Annotated in this window: 19 protein-coding genes and 1 tRNA gene; 14 read left to right on the top strand and 6 right to left on the bottom strand. The window is 71.0% G+C overall.

Going from position 1 to position 20,221, the window contains the following annotated elements; translation table 11 throughout:
- Window positions 1-21 precede the first annotated feature (21 nt).
- Together ABEB12_RS21100 and aceE are read right to left on the bottom strand one after the other, a co-directional pair.
- Complete coding sequence (locus tag ABEB12_RS21100; protein ID WP_185060381.1) at window positions 22-228, bottom strand: cold shock domain-containing protein; 207 nt, start codon at window positions 226-228, stop codon at window positions 22-24.
- Window positions 229-769: 541 nt separating this feature from the next.
- The gene (aceE, locus tag ABEB12_RS21095) at window positions 770-3,559 is read right to left on the bottom strand and encodes a pyruvate dehydrogenase (acetyl-transferring), homodimeric type (RefSeq protein WP_345702998.1); all 2,790 of its coding nucleotides are present in this window, start codon (window positions 3,557-3,559) and stop codon (window positions 770-772) included.
- A 227-nt stretch (window positions 3,560-3,786) separates the two neighbouring features.
- Here aceE and ABEB12_RS21090 point away from each other — a divergent pair, with 227 nt between their 5' ends.
- The 5 genes from ABEB12_RS21090 (at window position 3,787) to ABEB12_RS21070 (ending at window position 6,597) form a co-directional block, all read left to right on the top strand.
- A complete protein-coding gene (locus ABEB12_RS21090; protein ID WP_185060383.1) occupies window positions 3,787-4,236 on the top strand; it encodes a DUF3052 family protein in 450 nt (149 codons plus the stop codon).
- A gap of 70 nt (window positions 4,237-4,306) precedes the next feature.
- The gene (locus ABEB12_RS21085) at window positions 4,307-4,765 is read left to right on the top strand and encodes a redoxin domain-containing protein (RefSeq protein ID WP_185060384.1); all 459 of its coding nucleotides are present in this window, start codon (window positions 4,307-4,309) and stop codon (window positions 4,763-4,765) included.
- Window positions 4,766-4,775: 10 nt separating this feature from the next.
- Window positions 4,776-4,850: transfer RNA gene (locus ABEB12_RS21080), tRNA-Val, on the top strand.
- A 10-nt stretch (window positions 4,851-4,860) separates the two neighbouring features.
- Window positions 4,861-5,247, top strand: coding sequence for a Rid family hydrolase (locus ABEB12_RS21075; RefSeq protein ID WP_185060385.1), 387 nt, complete (start codon window positions 4,861-4,863; stop codon window positions 5,245-5,247).
- Between the two features lie 120 nt (window positions 5,248-5,367).
- Window positions 5,368-6,597, top strand: a complete 1,230-nt coding sequence (locus ABEB12_RS21070; protein WP_185060386.1) for a nucleotide disphospho-sugar-binding domain-containing protein — start codon at window positions 5,368-5,370, stop codon at window positions 6,595-6,597.
- 126 nt (window positions 6,598-6,723) lie between these two features.
- Here ABEB12_RS21070 and ABEB12_RS21065 read toward each other — a convergent pair whose 3' ends face one another.
- Window positions 6,724-8,772: a DUF6777 domain-containing protein gene (locus ABEB12_RS21065; protein WP_185060387.1), complete on the bottom strand. Its 2,049-nt coding sequence runs from the start codon at window positions 8,770-8,772 to the stop codon at window positions 6,724-6,726.
- Window positions 8,773-9,125: 353 nt separating this feature from the next.
- On the opposite strand from ABEB12_RS21065, the gene ABEB12_RS21060 reads away from it, so the two are divergent.
- Complete coding sequence (locus ABEB12_RS21060) at window positions 9,126-10,289, top strand: MFS transporter (protein ID WP_221497657.1); 1,164 nt, start codon at window positions 9,126-9,128, stop codon at window positions 10,287-10,289.
- On the opposite strand, the gene ABEB12_RS21055 is transcribed toward ABEB12_RS21060, so the two are convergent.
- Window positions 10,290-10,859, bottom strand: a complete 570-nt coding sequence (locus tag ABEB12_RS21055) for a dihydrofolate reductase family protein (protein WP_185060389.1) — start codon at window positions 10,857-10,859, stop codon at window positions 10,290-10,292. It abuts the gene before it with no gap.
- An 81-nt stretch (window positions 10,860-10,940) separates the two neighbouring features.
- Here ABEB12_RS21055 and ABEB12_RS21050 point away from each other — a divergent pair, with 81 nt between their 5' ends.
- Window positions 10,941-11,927, top strand: a complete 987-nt coding sequence (locus ABEB12_RS21050) for an RNA polymerase subunit sigma-70 (protein ID WP_185060390.1) — start codon at window positions 10,941-10,943, stop codon at window positions 11,925-11,927.
- Here ABEB12_RS21050 and ABEB12_RS21045 read toward each other — a convergent pair whose 3' ends face one another.
- Window positions 11,928-12,587 (bottom strand): PAS domain-containing protein, encoded by a 660-nt coding sequence (locus tag ABEB12_RS21045; protein WP_185060391.1) that lies wholly within the window; start codon window positions 12,585-12,587, stop codon window positions 11,928-11,930.
- Between the two features lie 83 nt (window positions 12,588-12,670).
- On the opposite strand from ABEB12_RS21045, the gene ABEB12_RS21040 reads away from it, so the two are divergent.
- The 7 genes from ABEB12_RS21040 to ABEB12_RS21010 all read left to right on the top strand — a co-directional run bounded on the left by ABEB12_RS21040 (window position 12,671) and on the right by ABEB12_RS21010 (window position 18,893).
- Window positions 12,671-13,990 (top strand): MFS transporter, encoded by a 1,320-nt coding sequence (locus tag ABEB12_RS21040; protein WP_345702997.1) that lies wholly within the window; start codon window positions 12,671-12,673, stop codon window positions 13,988-13,990.
- Complete coding sequence (locus ABEB12_RS21035) at window positions 13,987-15,255, top strand: amidohydrolase/deacetylase family metallohydrolase (protein ID WP_185060392.1); 1,269 nt, start codon at window positions 13,987-13,989, stop codon at window positions 15,253-15,255. Before ABEB12_RS21040 ends, ABEB12_RS21035 begins: the two co-directional genes overlap by 4 nt.
- A gap of 57 nt (window positions 15,256-15,312) precedes the next feature.
- Complete coding sequence (locus ABEB12_RS21030) at window positions 15,313-16,566, top strand: alanine racemase (RefSeq protein WP_185060393.1); 1,254 nt, start codon at window positions 15,313-15,315, stop codon at window positions 16,564-16,566.
- 21 nt (window positions 16,567-16,587) lie between these two features.
- Window positions 16,588-16,968, top strand: coding sequence for a Rid family hydrolase (locus ABEB12_RS21025; RefSeq protein ID WP_185060394.1), 381 nt, complete (start codon window positions 16,588-16,590; stop codon window positions 16,966-16,968).
- A gap of 78 nt (window positions 16,969-17,046) precedes the next feature.
- Window positions 17,047-17,601 (top strand): TetR/AcrR family transcriptional regulator, encoded by a 555-nt coding sequence (locus ABEB12_RS21020; RefSeq protein WP_185060395.1) that lies wholly within the window; start codon window positions 17,047-17,049, stop codon window positions 17,599-17,601.
- Between the two features lie 77 nt (window positions 17,602-17,678).
- On the top strand, window positions 17,679-18,392 hold the full coding sequence (locus ABEB12_RS21015; protein ID WP_185060396.1) for an SDR family oxidoreductase: 714 nt from the start codon (window positions 17,679-17,681) through the stop codon (window positions 18,390-18,392).
- Window positions 18,393-18,893 (top strand): winged helix-turn-helix transcriptional regulator, encoded by a 501-nt coding sequence (locus ABEB12_RS21010; protein WP_185060397.1) that lies wholly within the window; start codon window positions 18,393-18,395, stop codon window positions 18,891-18,893.
- A gap of 631 nt (window positions 18,894-19,524) precedes the next feature.
- Here ABEB12_RS21010 and ABEB12_RS21005 read toward each other — a convergent pair.
- Window positions 19,525-20,196: an FCD domain-containing protein gene (locus ABEB12_RS21005; protein ID WP_185060398.1), complete on the bottom strand. Its 672-nt coding sequence runs from the start codon at window positions 20,194-20,196 to the stop codon at window positions 19,525-19,527.
- Window positions 20,197-20,221: the final 25 nt, after the last annotated feature.

The raw sequence follows: 20,221 nt of genomic DNA, 5'->3' as shown, positions 1-20,221 counted from the left end.
GAAACTCGGAAATGGTGCGGATCAGCCCAGTGGCGTTACTCCTGTTGCCTGTGGGCCTTTCTGGCCCTGCTCAATGTCGAACGAAACGCGCTGGCCCTCGTCCAGGGTGCGGTAACCGCTGCTCTGGATCGAGGAGTAGTGCACGAATACGTCCGCGCCACCACCGTCGGGAGCGAGGAAGCCGTAGCCCTTCTCGCTGTTGAACCATTTGACGGTGCCCTCTGCCATTCTTGCTCTCCTCGTGCCTAAATTCCGGGCTCCAGCCCCGGTAGCGCGCCGGCCCGCAGCGTTCTGAGCAGGCCGGGATGCCATTCCCGGCCGAACTCCTCCGCCGAGAAGAGCAACGGCGGCAGAGTACCGCGCCTGGCCCGAATGGGGGAGAGCGATCGCTAGGAGGGGTGATCGGAAATCGATTTACCAGATCATTCCCGACGCCCCCCGGCCCTGATTCAGTGCGTTCGGCACGCTGATTCAGTCACTTCGGGCGGGTGTCTGGGGCGGGGTGTCGGTTCCCGGCGGTGCCGGTTCGGGGATCGCTCGGACGGCGCGGCTCCGGGCCGAGCCTGGCCTGGGTGCGGCCCGTGACGTTTCCATCGGGACGCTTCGCGGGGCGTTTCGTGATCAACAGGGTTTACGTGATCAACAGGACATGAGGGCACTTACGGGTGCCTTTAAGCGGCCACCATGTCCTGTTGATCACGCGACGAGTTCACAGGAACCTCACCGGCCCCACCGGTTACGTGACGTGCCGGCCGCTCGAAACCGGCGCTTACGCGGAGCCCGGGTCGGAGGTCTGGGGACCGGCGGCCCTCGGGTCGTCGATCCGGTACTTGCCGGCGGCGGAAAGCAGCGCGGCGCGATCCAGCTCGCCCCGCTCCACCAGCGTCGCCAACGCCTGCACGGTGATCGACTCGGCGTCCACGGTGAAGTGCCGGCGTACCGCGGGGCGGGTGTCGGAAAGCCCGAACCCGTCGGTGCCCAGCGTGTGGTACTCGCCGGGGACCCAGGGCCGGATCAGGTCCGGCACCGCCCGCATCCAGTCCGAGACCGCGATCACCGGGCCGGCGTGGCCGTCCGGGTCGGCCAGCGCCTCGTGCAGGTACGGCACCCTCGGCTCCTCGTCGGGGTGGCGCAGGTTGTGCTGGTCGCACTCGATGCCGTCGCGGTGCAGCTCACCCCACGAGGTCACCGAATACACGTCGGCGGCCACCGCCCAGTCCTCGGAGAGCAGCTCCTGCGCGCGCAGCGCCCAGGGCAGCCCGACCCCCGAGGCGAGCAGGCGGACCCGGCGCTCGTGCCGGTTCGGCGCCGGGCGGTACCGGTAGATGCCGCGCAGCAGGCCGTCCACGTCCAGGTTCTCCGGCTCGGCCGGCTGGGGATACGGCTCGTTGTACAGCGTCAGGTAGTAGAAGACGTTCGGGTCGCGCCCGGCCCGCGCCTCGTCGTCGCCGAACATGCGGTCCAGCGCGTCGCGCACGATGTGCCCGATCTCGAAGGAGAACGCCGGGTCGTAGGCGAGCACCGCCGGGTTGGTCGCGGCCAGCAGCAGCGAGTGCCCGTCGTTGTGCTGCAGGCCCTCACCGGTCAGGGTGGTCCGCCCGGCGGTGGCGCCGAGCAGGAAGCCGCGGGTCATCTGGTCGGCGGCCGCCCAGATGCCGTCGCCGGTGCGCTGGAAACCGAACATCGAGTAGAAGATGTACAGCGGGATCATCGGCTCGCCGTGGGTGGCGTAGGAGGTGCCGGCCGCGACGAACGACCCGACCGAGCCGGCCTCGTTGATGCCCTCGTGCAGCAGCTGGCCCTGCTCGCTCTCCCGGTAGGCCAGCATCAGCTCGGCGTCCACCGAGGTGTACCGCTGGCCGTGCGGGTTGTAGATCTTCTGCGTGGGAAACATCGAGTCCATGCCGAACGTGCGCGCCTCGTCCGGGATGATCGGCACGAACCGCCCGCCGATCTCCTTGTCCTTGATCAGGTCCCGGAGCAGCCGGACGAAGGCCATGGTGGTGGCCACCTCCTGCTTGCCCGAGCCGCGCCGGACCACCTCGTAGACCTTGTCGCCGGGCAGCACCAGCGGCTGGGCGCGGTCGGGCCGGCTGGGCACCGGGCCGCCGAGCTGGCTGCGCCGCTCTTGCAGGTACTGGATCTCCGGCGCGTCCTCGCCGGGGTGGTAGTACGGCGGCAGGTAGGGGTCGCGCTCCAGCTCCTCGTCGGTGATCGGGATGCGCTGGGTGTCCCGGAAGCTCTTCAGGTCGTCCAGGGTCAGCTTCTTCATCTGGTGCGTGGCGTTGCGGCCCTCGAAGTGCGAGCCCAGCCCGTAGCCCTTGATCGTCTTGGCCAGGATCACCGTGGGCTGGCCGTGGTGGCCGACGGCGGCCGCGTAGGCCGCGTGCACCTTGCGGTAGTCGTGGCCGCCCCGCTTCAGGTTCCAGATCGCCTGGTCGGACATGTCGGCCACCAGCGCCTTGGTGCGCGGGTCGCGGCCGAAGAAGTGGTCCCGTACGTAGCCGCCGTCGTTGGCCTTGTAGGTCTGGTAGTCGCCGTCCGGCGTGGTGTTCATCAGGTTGACCAGCGCGCCGTCCCGGTCGGCGTGCAGCAGTGCGTCCCACTCCCGGCCCCAGATCACCTTGATCACGTTCCAGCCGGCGCCCCGGAAGTAGGCCTCCAGCTCCTGGATGATCTTGCCGTTGCCGCGCACCGGGCCGTCCAGGCGCTGCAGGTTGCAGTTGATCACGAAGGTGAGGTTGTCCAGGCCTTCGGTGGCGGCAACGTGGATGAGCCCGCGCGACTCCGGCTCGTCCATCTCGCCGTCGCCCAGGAACGCCCACACGTGCTGGTCGGAGGTGTCCTTGATGCCCCGGTCGTGCAGGTAACGGTTGAACCGGGCCTGCATGATCGCGTTCAGCGGGCCGAGGCCCATGGACACCGTGGGGAACTCCCAGAACCCGGGCATCAGCCGGGGGTGCGGGTAGGAGGGCAGGCCGTGGCCGGCGCCGCCGTGCGAAAGCTCCTGGCGGAACCCGTCCAGCTGGTCGGCGGACAGCCGCCCCTCCAGGAACGCACGCGCGTAGATGCCCGGCGAGGCGTGGCCCTGGATGTACACCTGGTCGCCGCCGCCGGGGTGGCTCTTGCCCCGGAAGAAGTGGTTGAAGCCGACCTCGTACAGCGAGGCGGAGGAGGCGTAGGTGGAGATGTGCCCGCCGACGCCGACCCCGGGCCGCTGCGCGCGGTGCACCATGATGGCCGCGTTCCACCGGATCCACCGGCGGTAGGCGCGCTCGGTCTCCTCGTCACCGGGGAACCACGGCTCCCGCTCGGTGGGGATGGTGTTCACGTAGTCCGTGCTGGTCAGGGCCGGGATACCGACATGCCGTTCGCGGGCCCGCTGGAGCAGCCGGAGCATCAGATAACGAGCACGCTGCTGGCCGGCCGAGTCGAGCATGCCGTCGAACGATTCGAGCCATTCCTCGGTTTCGTCCGGGTCAACGTCGGGCAGATAGGCCGCCAAGCCGTCACGGATGACGTGTACTCTGCCGCTGCCCTGGGGGTTCTGGCCGGTCACGGGGGTCTCCCTGGAGTCTTCGGTGCACGTGCTGCGATCTTCGTGGGTCGCGATGAGTACCATCCTGCCCGCAGCCGGGGGCAGTATGCAGGATGGCCCCTGGACAATAGGACGAAACAACTCGGTGCGTCCGGTTGCGGTGGAGGGCGCCGACGTGTTCCGATTCCGCAACCGCAATAGTGGTCAATCTCGCACGCGGGGGTCGCGAGCAAGAGCACACAGAGAAAATGGGAGGACGCAACGTGGTCGCCGCCGCGGGAGACGCCGGCAAGGCGGACATCGCTGGGAAGCTCGGCATCGAGCCGGGCATGGTGGTGCAGGAGCTGGGCTGGGACTCCGACGTCGACGAGGAGGTCCGCAACGCCGTCGAGGAGCGATGTGGGGACGACCTGGTCGACGAGGACTCCGATGAGGTGGTTGACGTTGTGCTGCTCTGGTGGCGCGACGGGGACGGTGACCTGGCGGATGCGCTGATCGGAGCCGGCACCCCGCTGACCGAGAGCGGCGTGGTCTGGGTGTTGACGCCCAAGACCGGCCGGCCCGGGCACGTGGAGCCGAGCGAGATCGCCGAGGCCGCTCCCACCGCCGGACTTTCCCAGACGTCGAACGTCAGTGTCAGCGACGAGTGGGCGGGCGCCCGCCTGGTGGCGCCCAGGGCGGCCAAGTCCCGGCGCTGATCAGCTGTAGTCTCGTAGCGGCCGTGCTGACCGGTGCGGCCGAGTTGAACGCTGCGCGTGGGAGGCAGTTGTGGCACCCCAGGTCGGGTCGGAAGCACCCGATTTCACCCTGCGGAATCAGAACAACGAGGAAGTGACGCTGTCCTCTTTCCGGGGGAGGCAGAACGTGCTCGTGGTGTTCTACCCGTTCGCGTTCTCCGGCATCTGCACCGGTGAGCTGTGTGCGGTGCGCGACGACATCGGCACGTTCCAGAACGAGGACGTTCAGGTGCTCGCCGTCTCGGTGGACCACCCGTTCGCGCTCAAGGCCTGGTCCGATGCGCAGAACTACGACTTCCCGCTGCTGGCCGACTTCTGGCCGCACGGTGAGGTGGCGAAGGCCTACGGTGTGTTCGAGGAGTCGCGCGGCATGGCGGTGCGCGGCACCTTCCTGGTCGACAAGTCGGGCGTGGTGCGCTTCGCCGAGGTGAACGCACCGGGCGAGGCCCGGGACCAGGAAGCCTGGAAGAAGGCGCTCGCCTCCGTGTGAGGTGAAGGCCGGGCGTGTAGCTCAGCGGGAGAGCACTCGGTTTACACCCGAGCGGTCGCTGGTTCGAATCCAGTCGCGCCCACCAAGCTGGTCTGGTGACGATCATCAGACACAATCCGGACGCCGTTTTTCCGCCGTACTCGAACTACAGCCACGCGGTCGAGGTGCGCGGCGACGTGCGGATGCTGTTCATCAGCGGCCTCAATGGGTATCGCTCGGATCGGGTGACGATGCCGGAGTCGTTCGAGGGGCAGGCCGAACAGATCTGGCAACACCTAGGGACGGTCCTCCGCGCCGCCGAGATGGGCTACGGCGACCTCGTCTCGGTGCGCACCTACCTTGCCGCCCCGGAGTATCGCGCGGCGAACACCGCCATACGGGCCAGGTACCTGGGCGATCACTGCCCTTCCCTGACCGTGGTCTGCAGCCAGCTCCTGGACCCGGCGTGGAAGCTGGAGCTGGAGGCCGTGGCCGCGCGCTGAGGCCTCGCGAGTCGCCGAACTTGGTGTACGTGCACCCATGCCTCCTTGTTCAGTCTGTGCACAATCATTGCCGGCAATGAGCACAAACCCCTGGCAATCACCGGACAGTGGCAGTCGTCGATGCGCGTTCTGATCGTGACCGCGGGTTCGCGGGGCGACGTCGCCCCGTTCACCGGCCTGGGCCGGCGGCTGCGGCAGGCCGGCCACCAGGTGGCCCTGGCCGCACACGACCGGTTCGCCGGTCTGGTGCGCGAGTGCGGGCTGGAGTACCGGGCACTTCCCGGCGATCCGCTCGAGATGGTGCGCGCACGCACGGCCGCGCCCTCCCCGGAGGACGCGCGGTCGGTGTTCGCCGCGTTCCTCGACGACCTGGGCGAGGGGGTGGTGTCCGCGGTGGCCGCCGGCACCGACGTCCTGCTCACCGCCTTCGGCCCGGCCCCGCTGAGCCGGCTCGTGGCCGAGGGCTTCGGAATCCCGAGCCTCGGGGTGTATCTCGTGCCGGGTGTCCCCACCCGCGAGTTTTCACCTCCCGGCTGGCCGGTGACCGGGGAACCCTCGCCGGCCGACAACCTCGCGGCCGGCCGGGAGCTGCTGGCCCGGACCGACGCCCTCTACTCCGGCGTCCGGCGGCGCCTGCGCGCCCGGCTCGATCTCCCGGCCGCCGGGGGAGCGTCGGACACATCGGACGACTGGCCGATCTGCCACGGCTTCAGCCCGGCGGTGGTGTCCCGACCCGCCGACTGGCCGGCCATGGCGCACGTGACCGGGTACTGGTGGCCGGCCGTACCACCGGAGTGGAGACCTTCCGACGCACTGACCGACTTCCTGCGGGCCGGTCCGCCCCCGGTGTACGTCGGGTTCGGCAGCATGACCGCGGACAACGAGCGGCTCCCGGAGATCGTCGCGGCCGCCGTCAAACGGGCCGGCGTGCGGGCCGTCGTCCAGTCCGGCTGGGCCGGGCTCGGGACCGCCGGTGACGACATCCTGCTCGTCGGTGACCTGCCCCACGAGTGGTTGTTCCCCCGGACGGCCGCGGTGGTCCACCACGCCGGGGCGGGCACCACCGGGGCGGGGCTGCGGGCGGGGGTACCGGCGGTCCCGGTGCCCGTGCTGCTCGACCAGCCCTTCTGGGCGGCCAGGTTGCACGGCCTCGGCGTGGCGCCGCCCCCGCTGCCGCTGCGCGAGCTGACCGCCGAGAACCTGTCCGCCGCGCTGCGGTCCTGTCTCGACCGGCCGGCCTACCGCGACCGCGCCGCTGAACTCGCCCGCCGGATCCGGGCCGAGGACGGCGCGGCCGAGGTGGTCTCGCTGGTCGCGCATCTCGAGGGCGGACGCGGACGGCGCTCCTGAGACGCACAGCTCGAGGCCGGTCGCGCCCCGAGCCGAACTCCATGGTCATCAGGGCGTGGCGGCTGTCTCGGCCCTCCAAAGCGGCCACAGTGCCCTGATGATCACGCCGGTGGTGCGGTGACCGGCCTAGTTCTCGTTGTTCCCGCCCTCGTTGTTCCCGCCCTCGTCGTTGCCGTTGCCGGCGTCGCCACCGTTCTGGTCGTCGCCGCCTTGGTTGCCGTTCGGCTTCTCGTCCTGGTTGTTGCCGCCGGCGGGCTTCTTGCACTGCGGGAGGTTCGGTTGGTTGTCGCACGGGTTGGCCGACCCGCCGGGTTGGGCCGGGCCGCCTTGCTGGCCGATCTGGCCCTGCTTACCTTGCTGACCGGGTTGTCCTGGCTGGCCTTGCTGGCCTTGCTGGCCGGGTTGGCCTTGCTGGCCCGGTTGGCCGAACGGGCCTGGCTGGCCCTGCTGCCCGAGCTGTCCCGGTTTGCCCTGCTGACCGAGTTGTCCTGGCTGGCCTTGCTGCCCGAGCTGTCCCTGTTGGCCTTGCTGTCCGAAGGGCACCGGCTGCTGCCCCTGTTGGCCGAGCTGACCTTGCTGCCCGGGTTGACCTTGCTGCCCGGGTTGCCCTTGTTGGCCGGGTTGCCCCTGCTGGCCGAACTGACCTGGCTGACCTTGCTGGTTTTGCTGGCCCAGTTGACCCTGTTGGTTCTGTTGGTTCTGCTGGTTTTGTTGGCCGGCCGGGTCCACGAGCTGGTTCTGCTGCTGGAGGGGTTGGGCGCCCTGCTGGTCCTGACCGCCGTCCTGGGGCTTGCGCCCGGCGGCCTTGTCGGCGTCCTCCTGCGCCTTGCGCGCCGCCTCGTCGGCGGCCTGCTTGTTCTTCTCGACGGCCTGGGCCGCCTTGGTCTGGAAGTCGGCCTGCTGCCTGGCCGTGCCGGCCTGGTCCCGGGCAGCCTTGGCCGCCGCGGCGGCATCCTTGAACGCCTGCTGCGCGGCCGGGTCGTTGGGGTTGGCCGCGAGCAGTTTGGCCTTGTCGTCGCGGATCTTCTCCAGGGCCAGGGCGTCGGCATCCATGTTCTTCGCGTTGATCTCGAACTGCCGGGCCTTGTCGGCGGCGTCCTTGGCCGCCGTGGCGGCATCCTCGGCCGTCTTCTTCGCCTCGGCCGCCTTGTTCTCCAGGACGGGGTCGGGGTTGACCGGCTTACCGGGTTTCTCGTCGGGCTTGTTGCAGAGCGGGTTGTTCCCCGGACCGGCGACACCCTTGCAGGCAACCGGGACGCCGTCCGGGTCGCACTGCTTGGGGTTGTCCCGGCAGAACTTCTCGCGGGGCGACTCCTGCTTGCCGCCGCCCTTACCTTCACAACCCTTCCAGTTCGGGTGCTTGTCGCACCAGTCGTCCCGGTTCGGGCGGTCGCAGCCCTTCGACCCGCGATGCTCCGAGCACCAGGACTTCTTGACGATGACCACCTTCCGGTGGATGTGGTAGTGGTTGTAGTTGACGATCACTACCCGGCTCGGCCGGACGTAGGTGACATAGGTGGGCTGGAAGGAGTTCCACCGATCGCCCACGAAGTCGGCCTCGCTGAAGTTGGCGCCCCTGGTCAGCGGGTTGCCGTTGTAGCACTTGACGGTCGGCTCGCCGTAGCCGTTCACGAACACCGCCGTGCCGGCCTGCAGCACCGCCGGGTAGGCGAGGAAGGTCGGCGCCTGGTACCCGTGCTCGGTCACCGCCGTGTCCGCGCGCAGGACCACCGGGACCAGGGACTGCGCGTAGACCGGGATGTCCGACGGCACGATGTTCAGGGCCTGCGCCCACGCGTTGGCCTTGGTCGCGTCCGCCTGGAGGTTGGTCAGCAGGTTCTGCACGGTGCAGGCCGGCTTGTCGTCCTCGCCGTAGATCCCGGGGGTGTCGCCGGAGAACTCACCCGAGGCGTTGGCCGGCGGGGTGGCGCCGGTCTGGTCGTCGCCGACCGGCGCCATGAACGGGTTGCCGCCGGCGGACGAGGTGCGCTCCAACTGCACCTCCTGCGCCTCGGCCGTGCCGCGTCCGCCGAGGGCAAAGATGACTCCGGCGGACACCGCGATGACGAAGACCAGCCCGGCGACCAGGAACAGCCTGGGCCGTCCGCTGCCGCCCGCCCTGCCGCCCGGACTGCTCGGCGGCGGTACGGGATCTCCTGCCCATTGACCAGTCATGGTGGCCCCTCCCCGCAGGCAGACAGGTCGGCCACCGTATTCCTTGCGTCCCCCACCCGGGTATCTGTAGCCACTCGAATGGATGACGATCTGGATACGTAGGGTGCCTGGGAATTCGTGCGCGCCGGTGCGCGTTGGACAGGCTGCTTGGGTCGGGGCGGTGTGTCCCCGGGTCTCACATAAGAATCGCTGCCAGGGAAGATCGTTCGGCTGAAGCCCTGGTAAGCCACGCGCCGCGAGGCGACCACCACCCGGCCCAAGCCCTCGAGCCAAGTCCGGCTACGCATCGACGCATTCGCTGAGCGGGCCAAATGGCTGTTCTCGCGCCTGGGCGCGAGGGAATCATGGCGGGCGTGACCCAGGGCGAGCGCTCGGCACCGCGCGGACTTTCGTTGCTGCTGATGATGGCGATGGCGGTGGCCCTGCTGCCGCTGTTCCTGATCGGCGCCCTCGCGCCCTATCTGGTGCGCGAGTTCGACCTCAGCGCGCCACTGCTCGGGGCGCTCGTCACGGTGGGGTACGGCGGTGCCGCCGTGCTCTCGCTGGTCATCGGGTCGGCGGCGAGCGCGGTCGGCCCCCGCTACTGCCTGGTCGCGGTGTTCGGCATCTCGATCGTGGTGCTCACGCTGTTCGCCGGCGCGGGCTCGTACGGCTGGCTGGTAGCGGCGATCGCCGTCTCGGCGCTCGGGCAGTCGCTGGCCAACCCGGCGACCAACCAGTTGATCGCCACCTGGGTCCCGCTCACCCGGCGGGCGGGAGCCACCGGGCTCAAGCAGTCCGGGGTGCAGTTGGGCGGGGTGATCGCGGGCCTTCCGCTGGCGATGGTCGCCGCTTCCTCGGGCTGGCGGGTCGCCGTCGGCGTGGGCGGTGCGCTCGCGGCGGCGTTGGCCGCGACGGCCCTGTGGGTGGTGCCCAGGGACCCGGCGGTCGTCCGCTCGACCAGTCGGCGCGCCGCGCGGGCGAGCCGGGACGCGGTGTGGCTGGCGGCGTTCTCGGTGTTCGTCGGCGCGGGGATCGCGGCGGTCAGCACCTACGTCGCGCTCTACGCCAGCACGCAGCTCGCCCTGTCCACCACCGTCGCCAGCTCGCTGGTCGCGGCGCTGGGGGCGGCGGGCGTGGCCGGCCGGCTCGGCTGGGCCGGCGTCGCCTCGCGCCGGAGCTCGCCGGCCAGCCTGCTGGCGCCGTTGGCGGCGGTGTCCGTGCTCGCCGCGGGCGTGCTCGCCGCGTCGGCCTGGTGGGGCGCCGCCTGGCTGTGGGTGGGCGTGATCGGGGTCGGCGGGTGCGCGGTGGCGGCCAACGCCGTCTCCATGATCACTGTGATCGCCCGGTCCCGGCCCGAGGCGGTGGGGCACGACACAGCGGTGGTTTCCGCCGGGTTCTTCAGCGGTTATGCCGTCGGGCCGCCGGCGATCGGCGCGCTGGCCGAGCTGGCCGGGCGGTACCAGCCCGGCTGGTTCGTCGTCGCGGGATGCTTCGCCTGCGCGGCCGTGCTGGCCTTCTTCTGGCAGCACCGCTGATCATCGGCGCCGGTAGGTGAGGACGACCAGGTCGTCGCCGAGGGTGCGGGTGCCGGCCAGGCGGAGGGGCCTGGCCGCGCTGGTCCCGCCGAACAGGCGCTCGCCGGCGCCGAGCACGACCGGGAACACGATCAGGCGCAGTTCGTCGACCAGGTCGTGTTCCAGCAGGGTCTGGGTCAGCCGGGCGCTGGCGTAGACCACGATCTCGCCGGCCAGCTCACGCCGCAGCCGGGCGGCCTCGGCGACCACCTCCCCGCGCAGCACGGTCGCGTTGCCCCAGCGCGGCTCCCGCGGGCTCGAGGACACGACGTACTTGGGCATGCTGTTCAGCCGGTCGGCCCACTCACCGGTCCGGGGCAGCCAGCGGGCGGCGAACCATTCGTCGGAGCCCCGGCCCAGCAGCAGGGCCTCGGCGCGCAGGGCCTCTTCCAGTTCGAGCTCGGCCCACTGCTTGCGGTCCTCCTCGCCGACCTGGGGGAACCAGCCGCCGCGCTCGAAGCCGTCGTCGCCGGTCGGGTCCTGGACGACCCCGTCCAGCGTGACGTTCATGCTGATGACGATCTTTCCCATCGGTCTCTCCTAAAGTGTTGAAGCACTACCACCGATGAAGACACCGCGACTGGTGGAAACGGGGCGCCGGAGGTGAAGAACGTGGTCGCTGGCGACCTGCTGGACCGCGCGCGGGCCGGGGACGGCCAGGCCTTCCGGGAGCTGACCGAGCCGTACCGCCGGGAGCTGCAGGTGCACTGCTACCGGATGCTCGGCTCGTTCCAGGACGCCGAGGACGCCCTGCAGGACACGATGCTCGCCGCCTGGCGGGGCTTCGGCGGGTTCCAGGGCCGGGCCTCGCTGCGCACCTGGCTCTACCGGATCGCCACCAACCGGTGCCTCAACGCGCGCCGCTCGGCCGGCCGGCGCCACGCCAGGGAGTGGGACATCCCCAACGTGGAGCCGCCCGAACCGACCGGGCTCGGCGAGGTCGTCTGGCTCGAGCCGTTCCCGGACGCGCTGCTCGAGGAGGACGTCGCCGCCCGCCCGGAGGCCCGCTACGAACAGACCGAGGCCATCTCGCTGGCCTTCGTCACCGCGCTGCAGCTGCTGCCGCCGCGCCAGGTCGCCGTGCTGGTGCTGCGGGACGTGCTCGGGTTCCGCACCGACGAGGTGGCCGGCATGCTGGACGCGACCCAGGAGTCGGTGAAGAGCGCGCTCAAACGGGCCCGCGCCACCCTCCGGCCGGTGCCGCCACCGGCCGCCGCGCCGGCCGATGCCGCCGAGGGCACGGTGGTGGCCAGGTTCGTGCGCGCATGGGAGGCCGCCGACGTGGGTGCGCTGGTCACCCTGCTGACCGACGATGTGTTCATGTCCATGCCGCCGATTCCGTTCGAGTACCGGGGGCGGGACGTGGTGGCCCGGTTCTGCGCCGCCATCTTCCGCGCCGGCCGGCGGTTCGACCTGGTGGCGACCCGGGCCAACGGCCAGCCGGCGTTCGGCGCCTACCTGCGCACGCCCAGCGGCCTCCGCCTGGGCACCGGCCTCTACGTGCTCGCCCTCGACGGCGGCCGGATCAGCGCCATGACCCGGTTCGACGACACCGTCCTCCCGTCGTTCGGCCTGCCCCCTTCGCTGCCGGCGAGCTGATCACTCCGAGCGGATCTGCTCCAGGTAGTTGTAGGCGGTGACCCGGGAGATGTTCAGCCGCCGGGCCACCCGGTCCACCGCGCGCTTCACGAAGAAGGCGCCGCGCTCGTCCAGGAAGCGCAGCACGGCCAGCCGGTCGTCGCGGTCCATCACGGCGGGGGTCTTGCCGGTGTGGGCGATGGCGCCGTCGATGAGGTTGTCCAGCACCTCGCTGATGTCCGAGGCGAAGATCTCCTCCTGGACCGGGTTGTCTTCAGCGGTCGGGCGCAGCGCGGCGTCCAGCGCGGACCGGGCCACCTGCAACGGGGTCAGGTCCACGTTGATGCACAGCGCGGCGATCACCCGCCCGTCCGCGTCGCGGAAGTAGGTGGACGAGGAGCGCAGCTCCCGGCCATCCCCGGTGCGGCCCTTGTAGCCGTACTCCTCGTGGTCCTCGTCCTCCCGGCGCAGCAGCTCGAGGCCGAGGTTGGTCGACGGCCCGCCGACCTTGCGGCCGGTGACGTGACCGTTCTCGATGGCCACGATGGTGCGCTCCATGTCCCGCTGGGACAGGTCGTGCAGCACCACCTCGCAGTGCGGGCCGACCGCGCCGGCGATCGCCTTCATGATCGGTTCCAGCGTGGCCAGCAGCTCGTGCGGGGTGCGGGGTAACGAGCTCATATAGAAATTCTGTTCAAGGCGTTGACTTTTTGTCAAATCCGCTTGCACACTCACCGACATCATCGGGCCGCCGGAGGTTCGCCATGACCCAGACCCCAATGGACACGCCACCCATGGGCACCGACACCGACCGTTCGACCCTGCGAAGGGTCGGCATGTCGAGCTTCGTCGGTGCGTTCGTCGAGTGGTACGACTTCTTCCTGTACGGCCAGGCGGCCGCGCTGGTGTTCGGCAAGCTGTTCTTCCCCTCGGGTGATCCGCTGACCGGCACCCTGGCCGCGTTCGCCACGTTCGCGGTCGGGTTCGGTGCGCGGCCGATCGGCGGGGTCATCTTCGGGCACCTGGGTGACCGGTTGGGGCGCAAGTCCGCCCTGGTGGCCACGCTGTTCCTGATGGGTGTGGCGACCTTCCTGATCGGCTGCCTGCCCAGTCACGCGGCGATCGGGGTGTGGGCGCCGGTGCTGCTGGTGGCGCTGCGGCTGTTGCAGGGGGTCGCGGCCGGCGGCGAGTGGGGTGGCGCGGTGCTGATGCTGACCGAACACGCCCCCGCCGAGCGGCGCGGGTTCTACGGCGCCTGGCCGCAGATGGCTTCCTCGGCGGCGCTGATCGGGGCGACCGGGCTGATGTTCGGCATGTCCCAGTGGCTGGGCGACGAGGCGTTCCTGTCCTGGGGCTGGCGGGTGCCGTTCCTGGTGTCGGTCGTGCTCATCTTCGTCGGGATCTTCATCCGGCTGCGCATCCCCGAGTCGCCGGAGTTCGAGCGGGTGAAGGCCACCGAGCAGGTGGCGAAGCAGCCGGTGGTGGAGGCGGTGCGCACTGAGTGGCGGTCGATCCTGCTGGTGATCGGCATGCGGGTGGCGGAGAACGTGTGTGGCTACCTGGTCTCGGTGTTCGCCCTGTCCTACGCGACGAAGAACCTGGGCCTGGCGGCCAGCCTCGGCCTGCTGGCCAACATGCTGGCCGCGACCGTGCAGTTCTTCATCACCCCGCTGTACGGGGCGCTGTCCGACCGGATCGGCCGCAAGCCCGTGTACCTGTTCGGCGCGGCGATGCACGTGGCGCTGGCGTTCCCGTTCTTCATGCTGGTGCAGACCAAGAGCGTGCCGCTCATCCTGCTGGCCTGGGTGCTGGGTTACGCGGTGGCCAACGGCGCGCTGTTCGCCACCCAGCCGGCGTTCTTCACCGAGCTGTTCGGCACCAAGGTCCGCTACTCGGGCATCTCCATCGGCTACCAGTTCTCCGCGATGATCGCGGGCGGGCTGGCGCCGTTCTTGGCTACCTGGCTGGTCGCCGAGGCCGGCGGGGCCACCTGGCCGGTGTCCCTGTACTGGGTGGCGGTCGGCCTGATCACCTTCGTCACCACGCTGTTCTGCCGCGAGACGGCGGTCCGCCGGGCAAGATGACCGCATACGACACGCTGTTCACCGGCGGGGAGCTGATCGACCCCGGCACCGGCCGGGCCGGGCGCTACGACGTGGCGGTCCGGGCCGGCCGGATCGCCGCGGTGGCTCCGTCCCTGTTACCGGAGGATGCCCGGGAAACCGTCGACGTGACGGGGCTGCTGCTCACCCCGGGACTGGTGGACCTGCACACGCACGTCTTCGGATCGGCCACCTACTGGGGCGTCGACCCGGACCCGGTCGCCTGGTACTCCGGCGTGACCACCTGGGTCGACGCGGGCTCGGCGGGGGCGTACGCGCTGGACGCCCTGGCCGCCACCGCGCGCGGCTACCGGGTGCGGGTGGCCGCGCTGCTCAACGTCTCCTCGGTCGGGCTGACCGGTCGCACCGGGGAGAGCGTGGACATCGACAACTGTGACGTCGACCTGGCCATTGCCGCCATCCACGCGCACCGAGACCTGGTGCGCGGCGTCAAGGTGCGGATGGACCGGTTCACCATCGGCGGCAACGGACTCGAACCGCTGCGCCGGGGGATCGCGGTGGCATCGGCGTGCGACATGCCGGTGATGGTGCACGTGGGCTACCCGCCGCCGTCGGTGCGCGAGCTGCTGCCGCTGCTGCGCCCGGGCGACGTGGTCACCCACTGCGCCAGCGGGGCCACCAGCGGCGTCACCAGTGGCGGGGTACTGGACCCGGCGATGAAGGAGGCGTACCAGTCCGGCGTGGTTTTCGACATCGGGCACGGTTCGGGCGGCTTCGCGTTCGACGTGCTGGAGACCCAGCTGGCCGGGGGCCTGGTGCCGCGCACGGTGTCCACCGACCTGCACGCGCGCAGCCTGCACGGGCCGGCATTCGACCTGCCGACCACCATGAACAAGATGCTGGCCGTTGGCCTGCCGCTGCCCGACGTGGTGGCGGCGGCGACCGTGCGCCCGGCCGAGGTGCTCGGCCTGCCCGCCGGCACGCTCCGGGTCGGCGCGCCCGCCGACCTCGCGGTGTTCCGGCTGGAGGAGGGCGAGTTCGCCTGGGCGGATGCACACGGGCAGCGGCGGACCGGGCGCCGGCGGCTGGTCAACGAGGCCACCTATCTGGCCGGGGTGCCCCTGCCGCCCCGGCTGCCGGCGCCGCCACCGCCGTGGGTTCCGCTCACCGCGTCCCAGCGCGCCGCGCTGCGCGAGCGGGAACGGGCCGTTCGTGCGCTACTCACCACTCCGCTGGTCGATCCGGAAGGATTGACCGAGCAGTTCCCCCGTCATAGGGACCCGTGAGTGATTTGTGTGGCTACAGCCACACAAATCACTCACGGGTCCTGGTAAGGACAGTTGATGACAGTTCATACCGCGCCGCTCGCCGGCGCCGTCGCGGAAAGCGCGGCCGAGCCGCTCGGCCCGCACTTCCGCAATTTGCCCCGCACCACCGGCACCGTGGGCGACATCGGCGAGGCCGGCTGGCACGTGTCCGACCTGCTGCTGCCCACCGTCACCCTGCGCCGCTCGGCGCTGGCGCACAACGCGGAGCTGTTCGCCCGCTGGTGTGCCGAGCAGGGCGTGGACCACGCGCCGCACGGCAAGACCACCATGAGCCCGCAGCTGATCGCCGACCAGCTGGCGGCGGGGGCCTGGGGCATCACCGCCGCCACCGTGGCCCAGGCGCGGGCCATGCACGCCTGGGGCGTGCCGAGGGTGGTGCTGGCCAACGAGGTGGTCGACCCGGTGGGGCTGCGCTGGCTGGCCGGCCTGGACGACCCCGGGTTCGAGGTGTACGTCCTCGCCGACGGGCCGGCCGGGGTGGACCGGATGGCCGCCGCGTTGGCCGGCGCGCCCCGGTCGCTGCCGGTGCTGGTCGAGCTGGGCATCCCGGGCGGGCGGGCCGGCGTGCGCTCGCGGGCGGAGGCACTCGCCGTGGCCCGGAAGGTGGCCGAGTCACCAGGCCTCGAGCTGGCCGGTGTGGAGTGCTTCGAGGGCGTCTACCCGAACGACCGGTCGGAGCGCTCGGTCGCCGGGGTGGACCGGTTCGCGTCCGACCTGGCCGAGGTGCTCGCCGACCTCGATCCGCTGGTGGAACGGGACGAGGTGGTGCTCACGGCGGGCGGGTCGGCCTACCCGGACCTGGTGGTCGGCGCCTGGCGATCCCTGCCGGCCACCTCGCGGCCGGTGCGCAAGGTGGTCCGCTCCGGCGGCTACCTCACCCACGACCACGGCATGTACGAGCGCAGCTCGCCGTTCGCCTCGGCGGCGCACCACCCGCTCGGCGCGCTGCGGCCGGCGCTGGAGCTGTGGGCCTACGCGCTCTCCACCCCGGAGCCGGGCCTGGCCATCTGCGGCTTCGGCAAGCGGGACGCGCCCTACGACGTCGACCTGCCGGTCCCGCTGCGTACCGGCAACGGCCCGCTGCCCGGATCCACCGTGGAGAAGCTCAACGACCAGCACGCCTTCGTCCGACACGGGGGCGAGCTAGCCGTCGGCGACACCGTCGTCTTCGGCCTTTCCCACCCGTGCACCGTCTTCGACAAGTGGTCGCTCGTGCCGCTGCTCGACGACGCCGACCAGGTGGTCGGCGCGGTGCGCACCTATTTCTGAACCGGAGGTAACTCAACACCCATGGCCAAGCGCGTCGTCTCCACCCCGGAAGCCGCCCCGCCCGGTGGGCCGTACTCCCAGGCCGTGGTCGCCGGTGACCACGTCTACCTGGCCGGAGCCGTGCCTACCCGGCCGGACGGCACCCCGGTCCGCGGCTCGTTCGAGGAGCAGGGCCGGCAGGCCTTCACCAACCTGCGCAAGACCGCCGAAGCGGCCGGCGCCTCGCTGGCCGACGCCGTGCGGGTCGGCGTCTACCTGCGCGACTTCGGTGACTTCCCGGCGATGAACGCCCTGTTCGCCGAGTTCTTCGGGGAGGAGAACCGGCCGGTGCGCACCACGCTGCCCATCGCCCTGAGTGGTTTCGACATCGAGGTCGACGCTGTGCTTTACACCGGTCCCTGACCGTTTCGAAGCCGGGCCCCTACACCGGTCCCTGACCGTACGAGCGTAGGCCAACAACCGTTGGCCTACGCTTGTTGAATGCCTTTCACCCATCGCTCCGAGGCGAGCCGGACGGCGATCCTGACCGCGGCTCGGCGGCTGCTGGCCGAGCGCGGCTACCAGGGCGCGACGATCCGCGCGGTGGCCGCCGAGGCGGGCATCGACCCGTCCATGGTGATGCGCTACTACGGCAACAAGGACGGGCTGTTCGCCGCGGCGGTGGACCTGGACCTGCGCCTGCCGGACCCGACGGACTGGCCGCGCGCCGAGGTGGGCGCACGGCTGGCCCGGCACGTCGTGGCCGGCTGGGAGCACGGGGCAGTCGTGGTGTTGCTCCGCTCGGCGGGCACCAACAAGGCGGCCGCCGAGGCGCTGCGCAACGTGCTGGACGGCCAGCTCGAGGGGTTCGTGGCCCGGTTGGTCGGCCCCGGGCCGCCGGCCCGCCGCCGCGCCGGCCTACTGGCCGGCCAGCTGCTCGGCGTCGCGCTCTGTCGTCACGTGCTCGAGCTGGACGCGGTCGCGGCGATGGATGGTGACGCGCTCGCCGCGACGCTGGCGCCGGTGGTCCAGCACTACCTGTTCGGCGAGCTGTGATCCTCCGCTCCTGAGTTGCTTCATTGAACTCAGCATGGCTAAGTTGGTGAAACCTACTCAGCTACGTGGAGGATCCCGTGGAGATTCAGAACTCGGTCGCCCTGGTGACCGGCGCCAACCGCGGCCTCGGCCGGCACCTGGCCCAGCAGCTGCTCGACCGCGGCGCGGCGAAGGTGTACGCGGCGGTGCGCAACACCGACTCGGTCGACCTCCCGGGCGTGGTGCCGGTGCGCCTGGACCTCACCGACCCGGAGTCGGTCACCAAGGCGGCCGAGCTGGCCGCCGACACCACCCTGCTGATCAACAACGCCGGCATCAGCACCGGCGTCGGCCTGATCGACGGGGACCTGGCGAAGATCGAGCTGGAGATGCGCACGCACTACTTCGGCACGCTCGGCGTGACCCGGGCCTTCGCCCCGGTGATCGCCGGGAACGGCGGGGGAGCGGTGCTCAACGTGCTGTCCGTGCTCTCCTGGGTGCACCTGCCGCACGTCGGCGGCTACAGCGCGGCGAAGGCGGCGGCGCTGGCGATGACCAACGTGGTCCGGACCGAGCTGGCCCCCTCCCGCATCGACGTGATCGCCCTGCACGTGGGCTACATGGACACCGACATGGCCGCGCACGTGGACCCCTCGGGGAAGATCGACCCCGCCCTGGTGGCCGGCCTGGCGCTGGACGGCATCGAGAAGCGGGCGCTCGAGGTGGTCGCCGACGACACCAGCCGCAACGTCCGTGCCGCCCTGTCCGGTGAGCTGGACTCGCTCTACCCGGGCCTGCCCTACCCTGCCTAGATGGGGCTGGATTCTCCCGCGCGCGCCGAACTGGGCGCGCGCTCGACCGGCGCGTCCCGCGCGTTACCCGCCGCCGAGGTGCGCTGTTCGGTGCAGCGCACCCTGGAGGTGCTCGGCGAGCGCTGGACGCTGTTGATCCTGCGCGAGGCGTTCCGGGGCGCCACCCGGTTCAGCGAGTTCCGCGAGGCGCTGGGGATCGCGCCGGACGTCCTGACCCAGCGGCTGGGCGTACTGGTCGATGCGGGTGTGCTGGAGAAGCGGTCCTACCGCGAACCCGGCTCGCGGGGCAGGGACGCCTACCACCTGACCGATTCCGGCCAGGCGGTGAAGCTCATCCTCGGTGCCCTCCAGCAGTGGGGCGACCAGTACCGCCCGCACCCGGACGGCCCCCGGGTGGCCCAGCGCCGCAACGGGACCGGGCGCGGCCTGCGGGTCGTGTTCGTCGAGGACGGCGAGCCCGGGGTGCCGCTGGACGAGGTGAACCTGCTCGGAGAGCGGTAGTTTTCGGTGCCGGTCGCCGGCTTCGGGCGGTGGTTTTGAAGATCGGCTTGGACGGCTGCGGTTCGGGTGCGGTGCCGGTTTGGAGATCGGCTTGGACGCTGCGGTTCGGGTGCGGTGCCGGTTTAGAGATTGGCTTGGACGGCCGCGGTTGAGGTGGTCTGCCGCAGCTTCGGCTCGGCCGTTGGGTTGGGTGCGGGGCGGAGCTTGGCTACGCGGTGTGACGGCTGGGAGAGTCTCCGGGGGGACTTTGGGCCGGTTCAGTTCGTCGAGATCCACCTGAGCGGGGTCAATTCGAAGATCAAACCCCGCTGAGGTGGATCTCGTGAACGAACGCTCGCCGAGCCCGGCCGGCTAGGACTACGTTCCGTAACCGACAGGCGAACCCGACGCCAAGGCCCGCGCCGCTTCCCGGCGCAACGGCCGAGCCGAAGCCGCGGCAGACCAGCCCACCCGCGGCCGTCCAAGCCGATCTCTTAAACCGGCACCGCACCCGAGCCGCGGTCGTGCAGGCCGAACCGGCACCGCACCCGAGCTGCGGTGTCCAAGCCAAACCGGCACCGCACCCGAGCCGCGGCCGTCCAAGCCGATCTTTAAAACCACCGCCCGAGGCCGGCGGCCGGCACCGGAACGGTCAGTCGGGATCCTCGTGCTCCAGCAGTACCCGGGTGGTTTGCTCGATGTGGGCGGTGAGGGCGGCGACCGCGGCGTCGGGGTCGTGGGCCAGCACCGCCTCCAGGATTTTCCGGTGCTCGCCGGCGACGTCCCGGTCCTGGCCGCCCAGTGGCCATGACCAGCGCCGGTACAGCTCGGCGGCGGCGCGCAGCGACTCGGCCACCCCGACCAGCCGCGGGTTCGGGCAGCCGGAGAGCAGCGCCGCGTGGTAGTCGCGGTGCGCGGCGGCCCACTGCTCGCTGATCCGCTCGGGGTCGTCCGGCTCGGTATGCGGGGTGCGGGCCATCCGGTGGTGTGCGGCGAGCACCCGGGATTCCCACTCGATCCCGCCGTGCGCCACCGACTCGCGCAGCACCAGCGACTCGATGGCCACCCTGGCTTCGGTGAGGTGGCGCAGGTCGGTCTCGGAGATCGGCACCACCCGGAAGCCGTGCCGGGGCACCGCCTCCACCAGGCCCTCGGCGGCGAGCCGGGCCAGCGCCTCCCGGGCCACGCCCATGCTGGCCCCGTACCGCTCGGACAGCGCGGTGAACTGCAACCGGGCGGACGGGCGCAACCGGCCGGCCAGGATGTCCGCGCGCAGCACGGCGTACAGCTGCTCGACCCGGGTGGGTGCCTCACTTCGGGGCATGCCTGGAGGCTAGCAATCTTCAATA

The organism is Actinospineispora eucalypti (assembly GCF_039543365.1).
GTDB lineage: Bacteria > Actinomycetota > Actinomycetes > Mycobacteriales > Pseudonocardiaceae > Pseudonocardia > Pseudonocardia eucalypti.
Note: the sequence above shows the minus strand (reverse complement) of the source record. Positions and strands in the feature narration are given on the sequence as shown.

Bases quoted from the DNA above. Each gene is read 5' to 3' on its own strand.
- ABEB12_RS21100 (WP_185060381.1), bottom strand. From the start codon at position 228: ATGGCAGAGGGCACCGTCAAATGGTTCAACAGCGAGAAGGGCTACGGC.
- ABEB12_RS21090 (WP_185060383.1), top strand. From the start codon at position 3,787: ATGGGAGGACGCAACGTGGTCGCCGCCGCGGGAGACGCCGGCAAGGCG.
- ABEB12_RS21070 (WP_185060386.1), top strand. From the start codon at position 5,368: ATGCGCGTTCTGATCGTGACCGCGGGTTCGCGGGGCGACGTCGCCCCG.
- ABEB12_RS21065 (WP_185060387.1), bottom strand. From the start codon at position 8,772: ATGACTGGTCAATGGGCAGGAGATCCCGTACCGCCGCCGAGCAGTCCG.
- ABEB12_RS21055 (WP_185060389.1), bottom strand. From the start codon at position 10,859: ATGGGAAAGATCGTCATCAGCATGAACGTCACGCTGGACGGGGTCGTC.
- ABEB12_RS21045 (WP_185060391.1), bottom strand. From the start codon at position 12,587: ATGAGCTCGTTACCCCGCACCCCGCACGAGCTGCTGGCCACGCTGGAA.
- ABEB12_RS21040 (WP_345702997.1), top strand. From the start codon at position 12,671: ATGACCCAGACCCCAATGGACACGCCACCCATGGGCACCGACACCGAC.
- ABEB12_RS21035 (WP_185060392.1), top strand. From the start codon at position 13,987: ATGACCGCATACGACACGCTGTTCACCGGCGGGGAGCTGATCGACCCC.
- ABEB12_RS21030 (WP_185060393.1), top strand. From the start codon at position 15,313: ATGACAGTTCATACCGCGCCGCTCGCCGGCGCCGTCGCGGAAAGCGCG.
- ABEB12_RS21025 (WP_185060394.1), top strand. From the start codon at position 16,588: ATGGCCAAGCGCGTCGTCTCCACCCCGGAAGCCGCCCCGCCCGGTGGG.
- ABEB12_RS21020 (WP_185060395.1), top strand. From the start codon at position 17,047: ATGCCTTTCACCCATCGCTCCGAGGCGAGCCGGACGGCGATCCTGACC.
- ABEB12_RS21010 (WP_185060397.1), top strand. From the start codon at position 18,393: ATGGGGCTGGATTCTCCCGCGCGCGCCGAACTGGGCGCGCGCTCGACC.
- ABEB12_RS21005 (WP_185060398.1), bottom strand. From the start codon at position 20,196: ATGCCCCGAAGTGAGGCACCCACCCGGGTCGAGCAGCTGTACGCCGTG.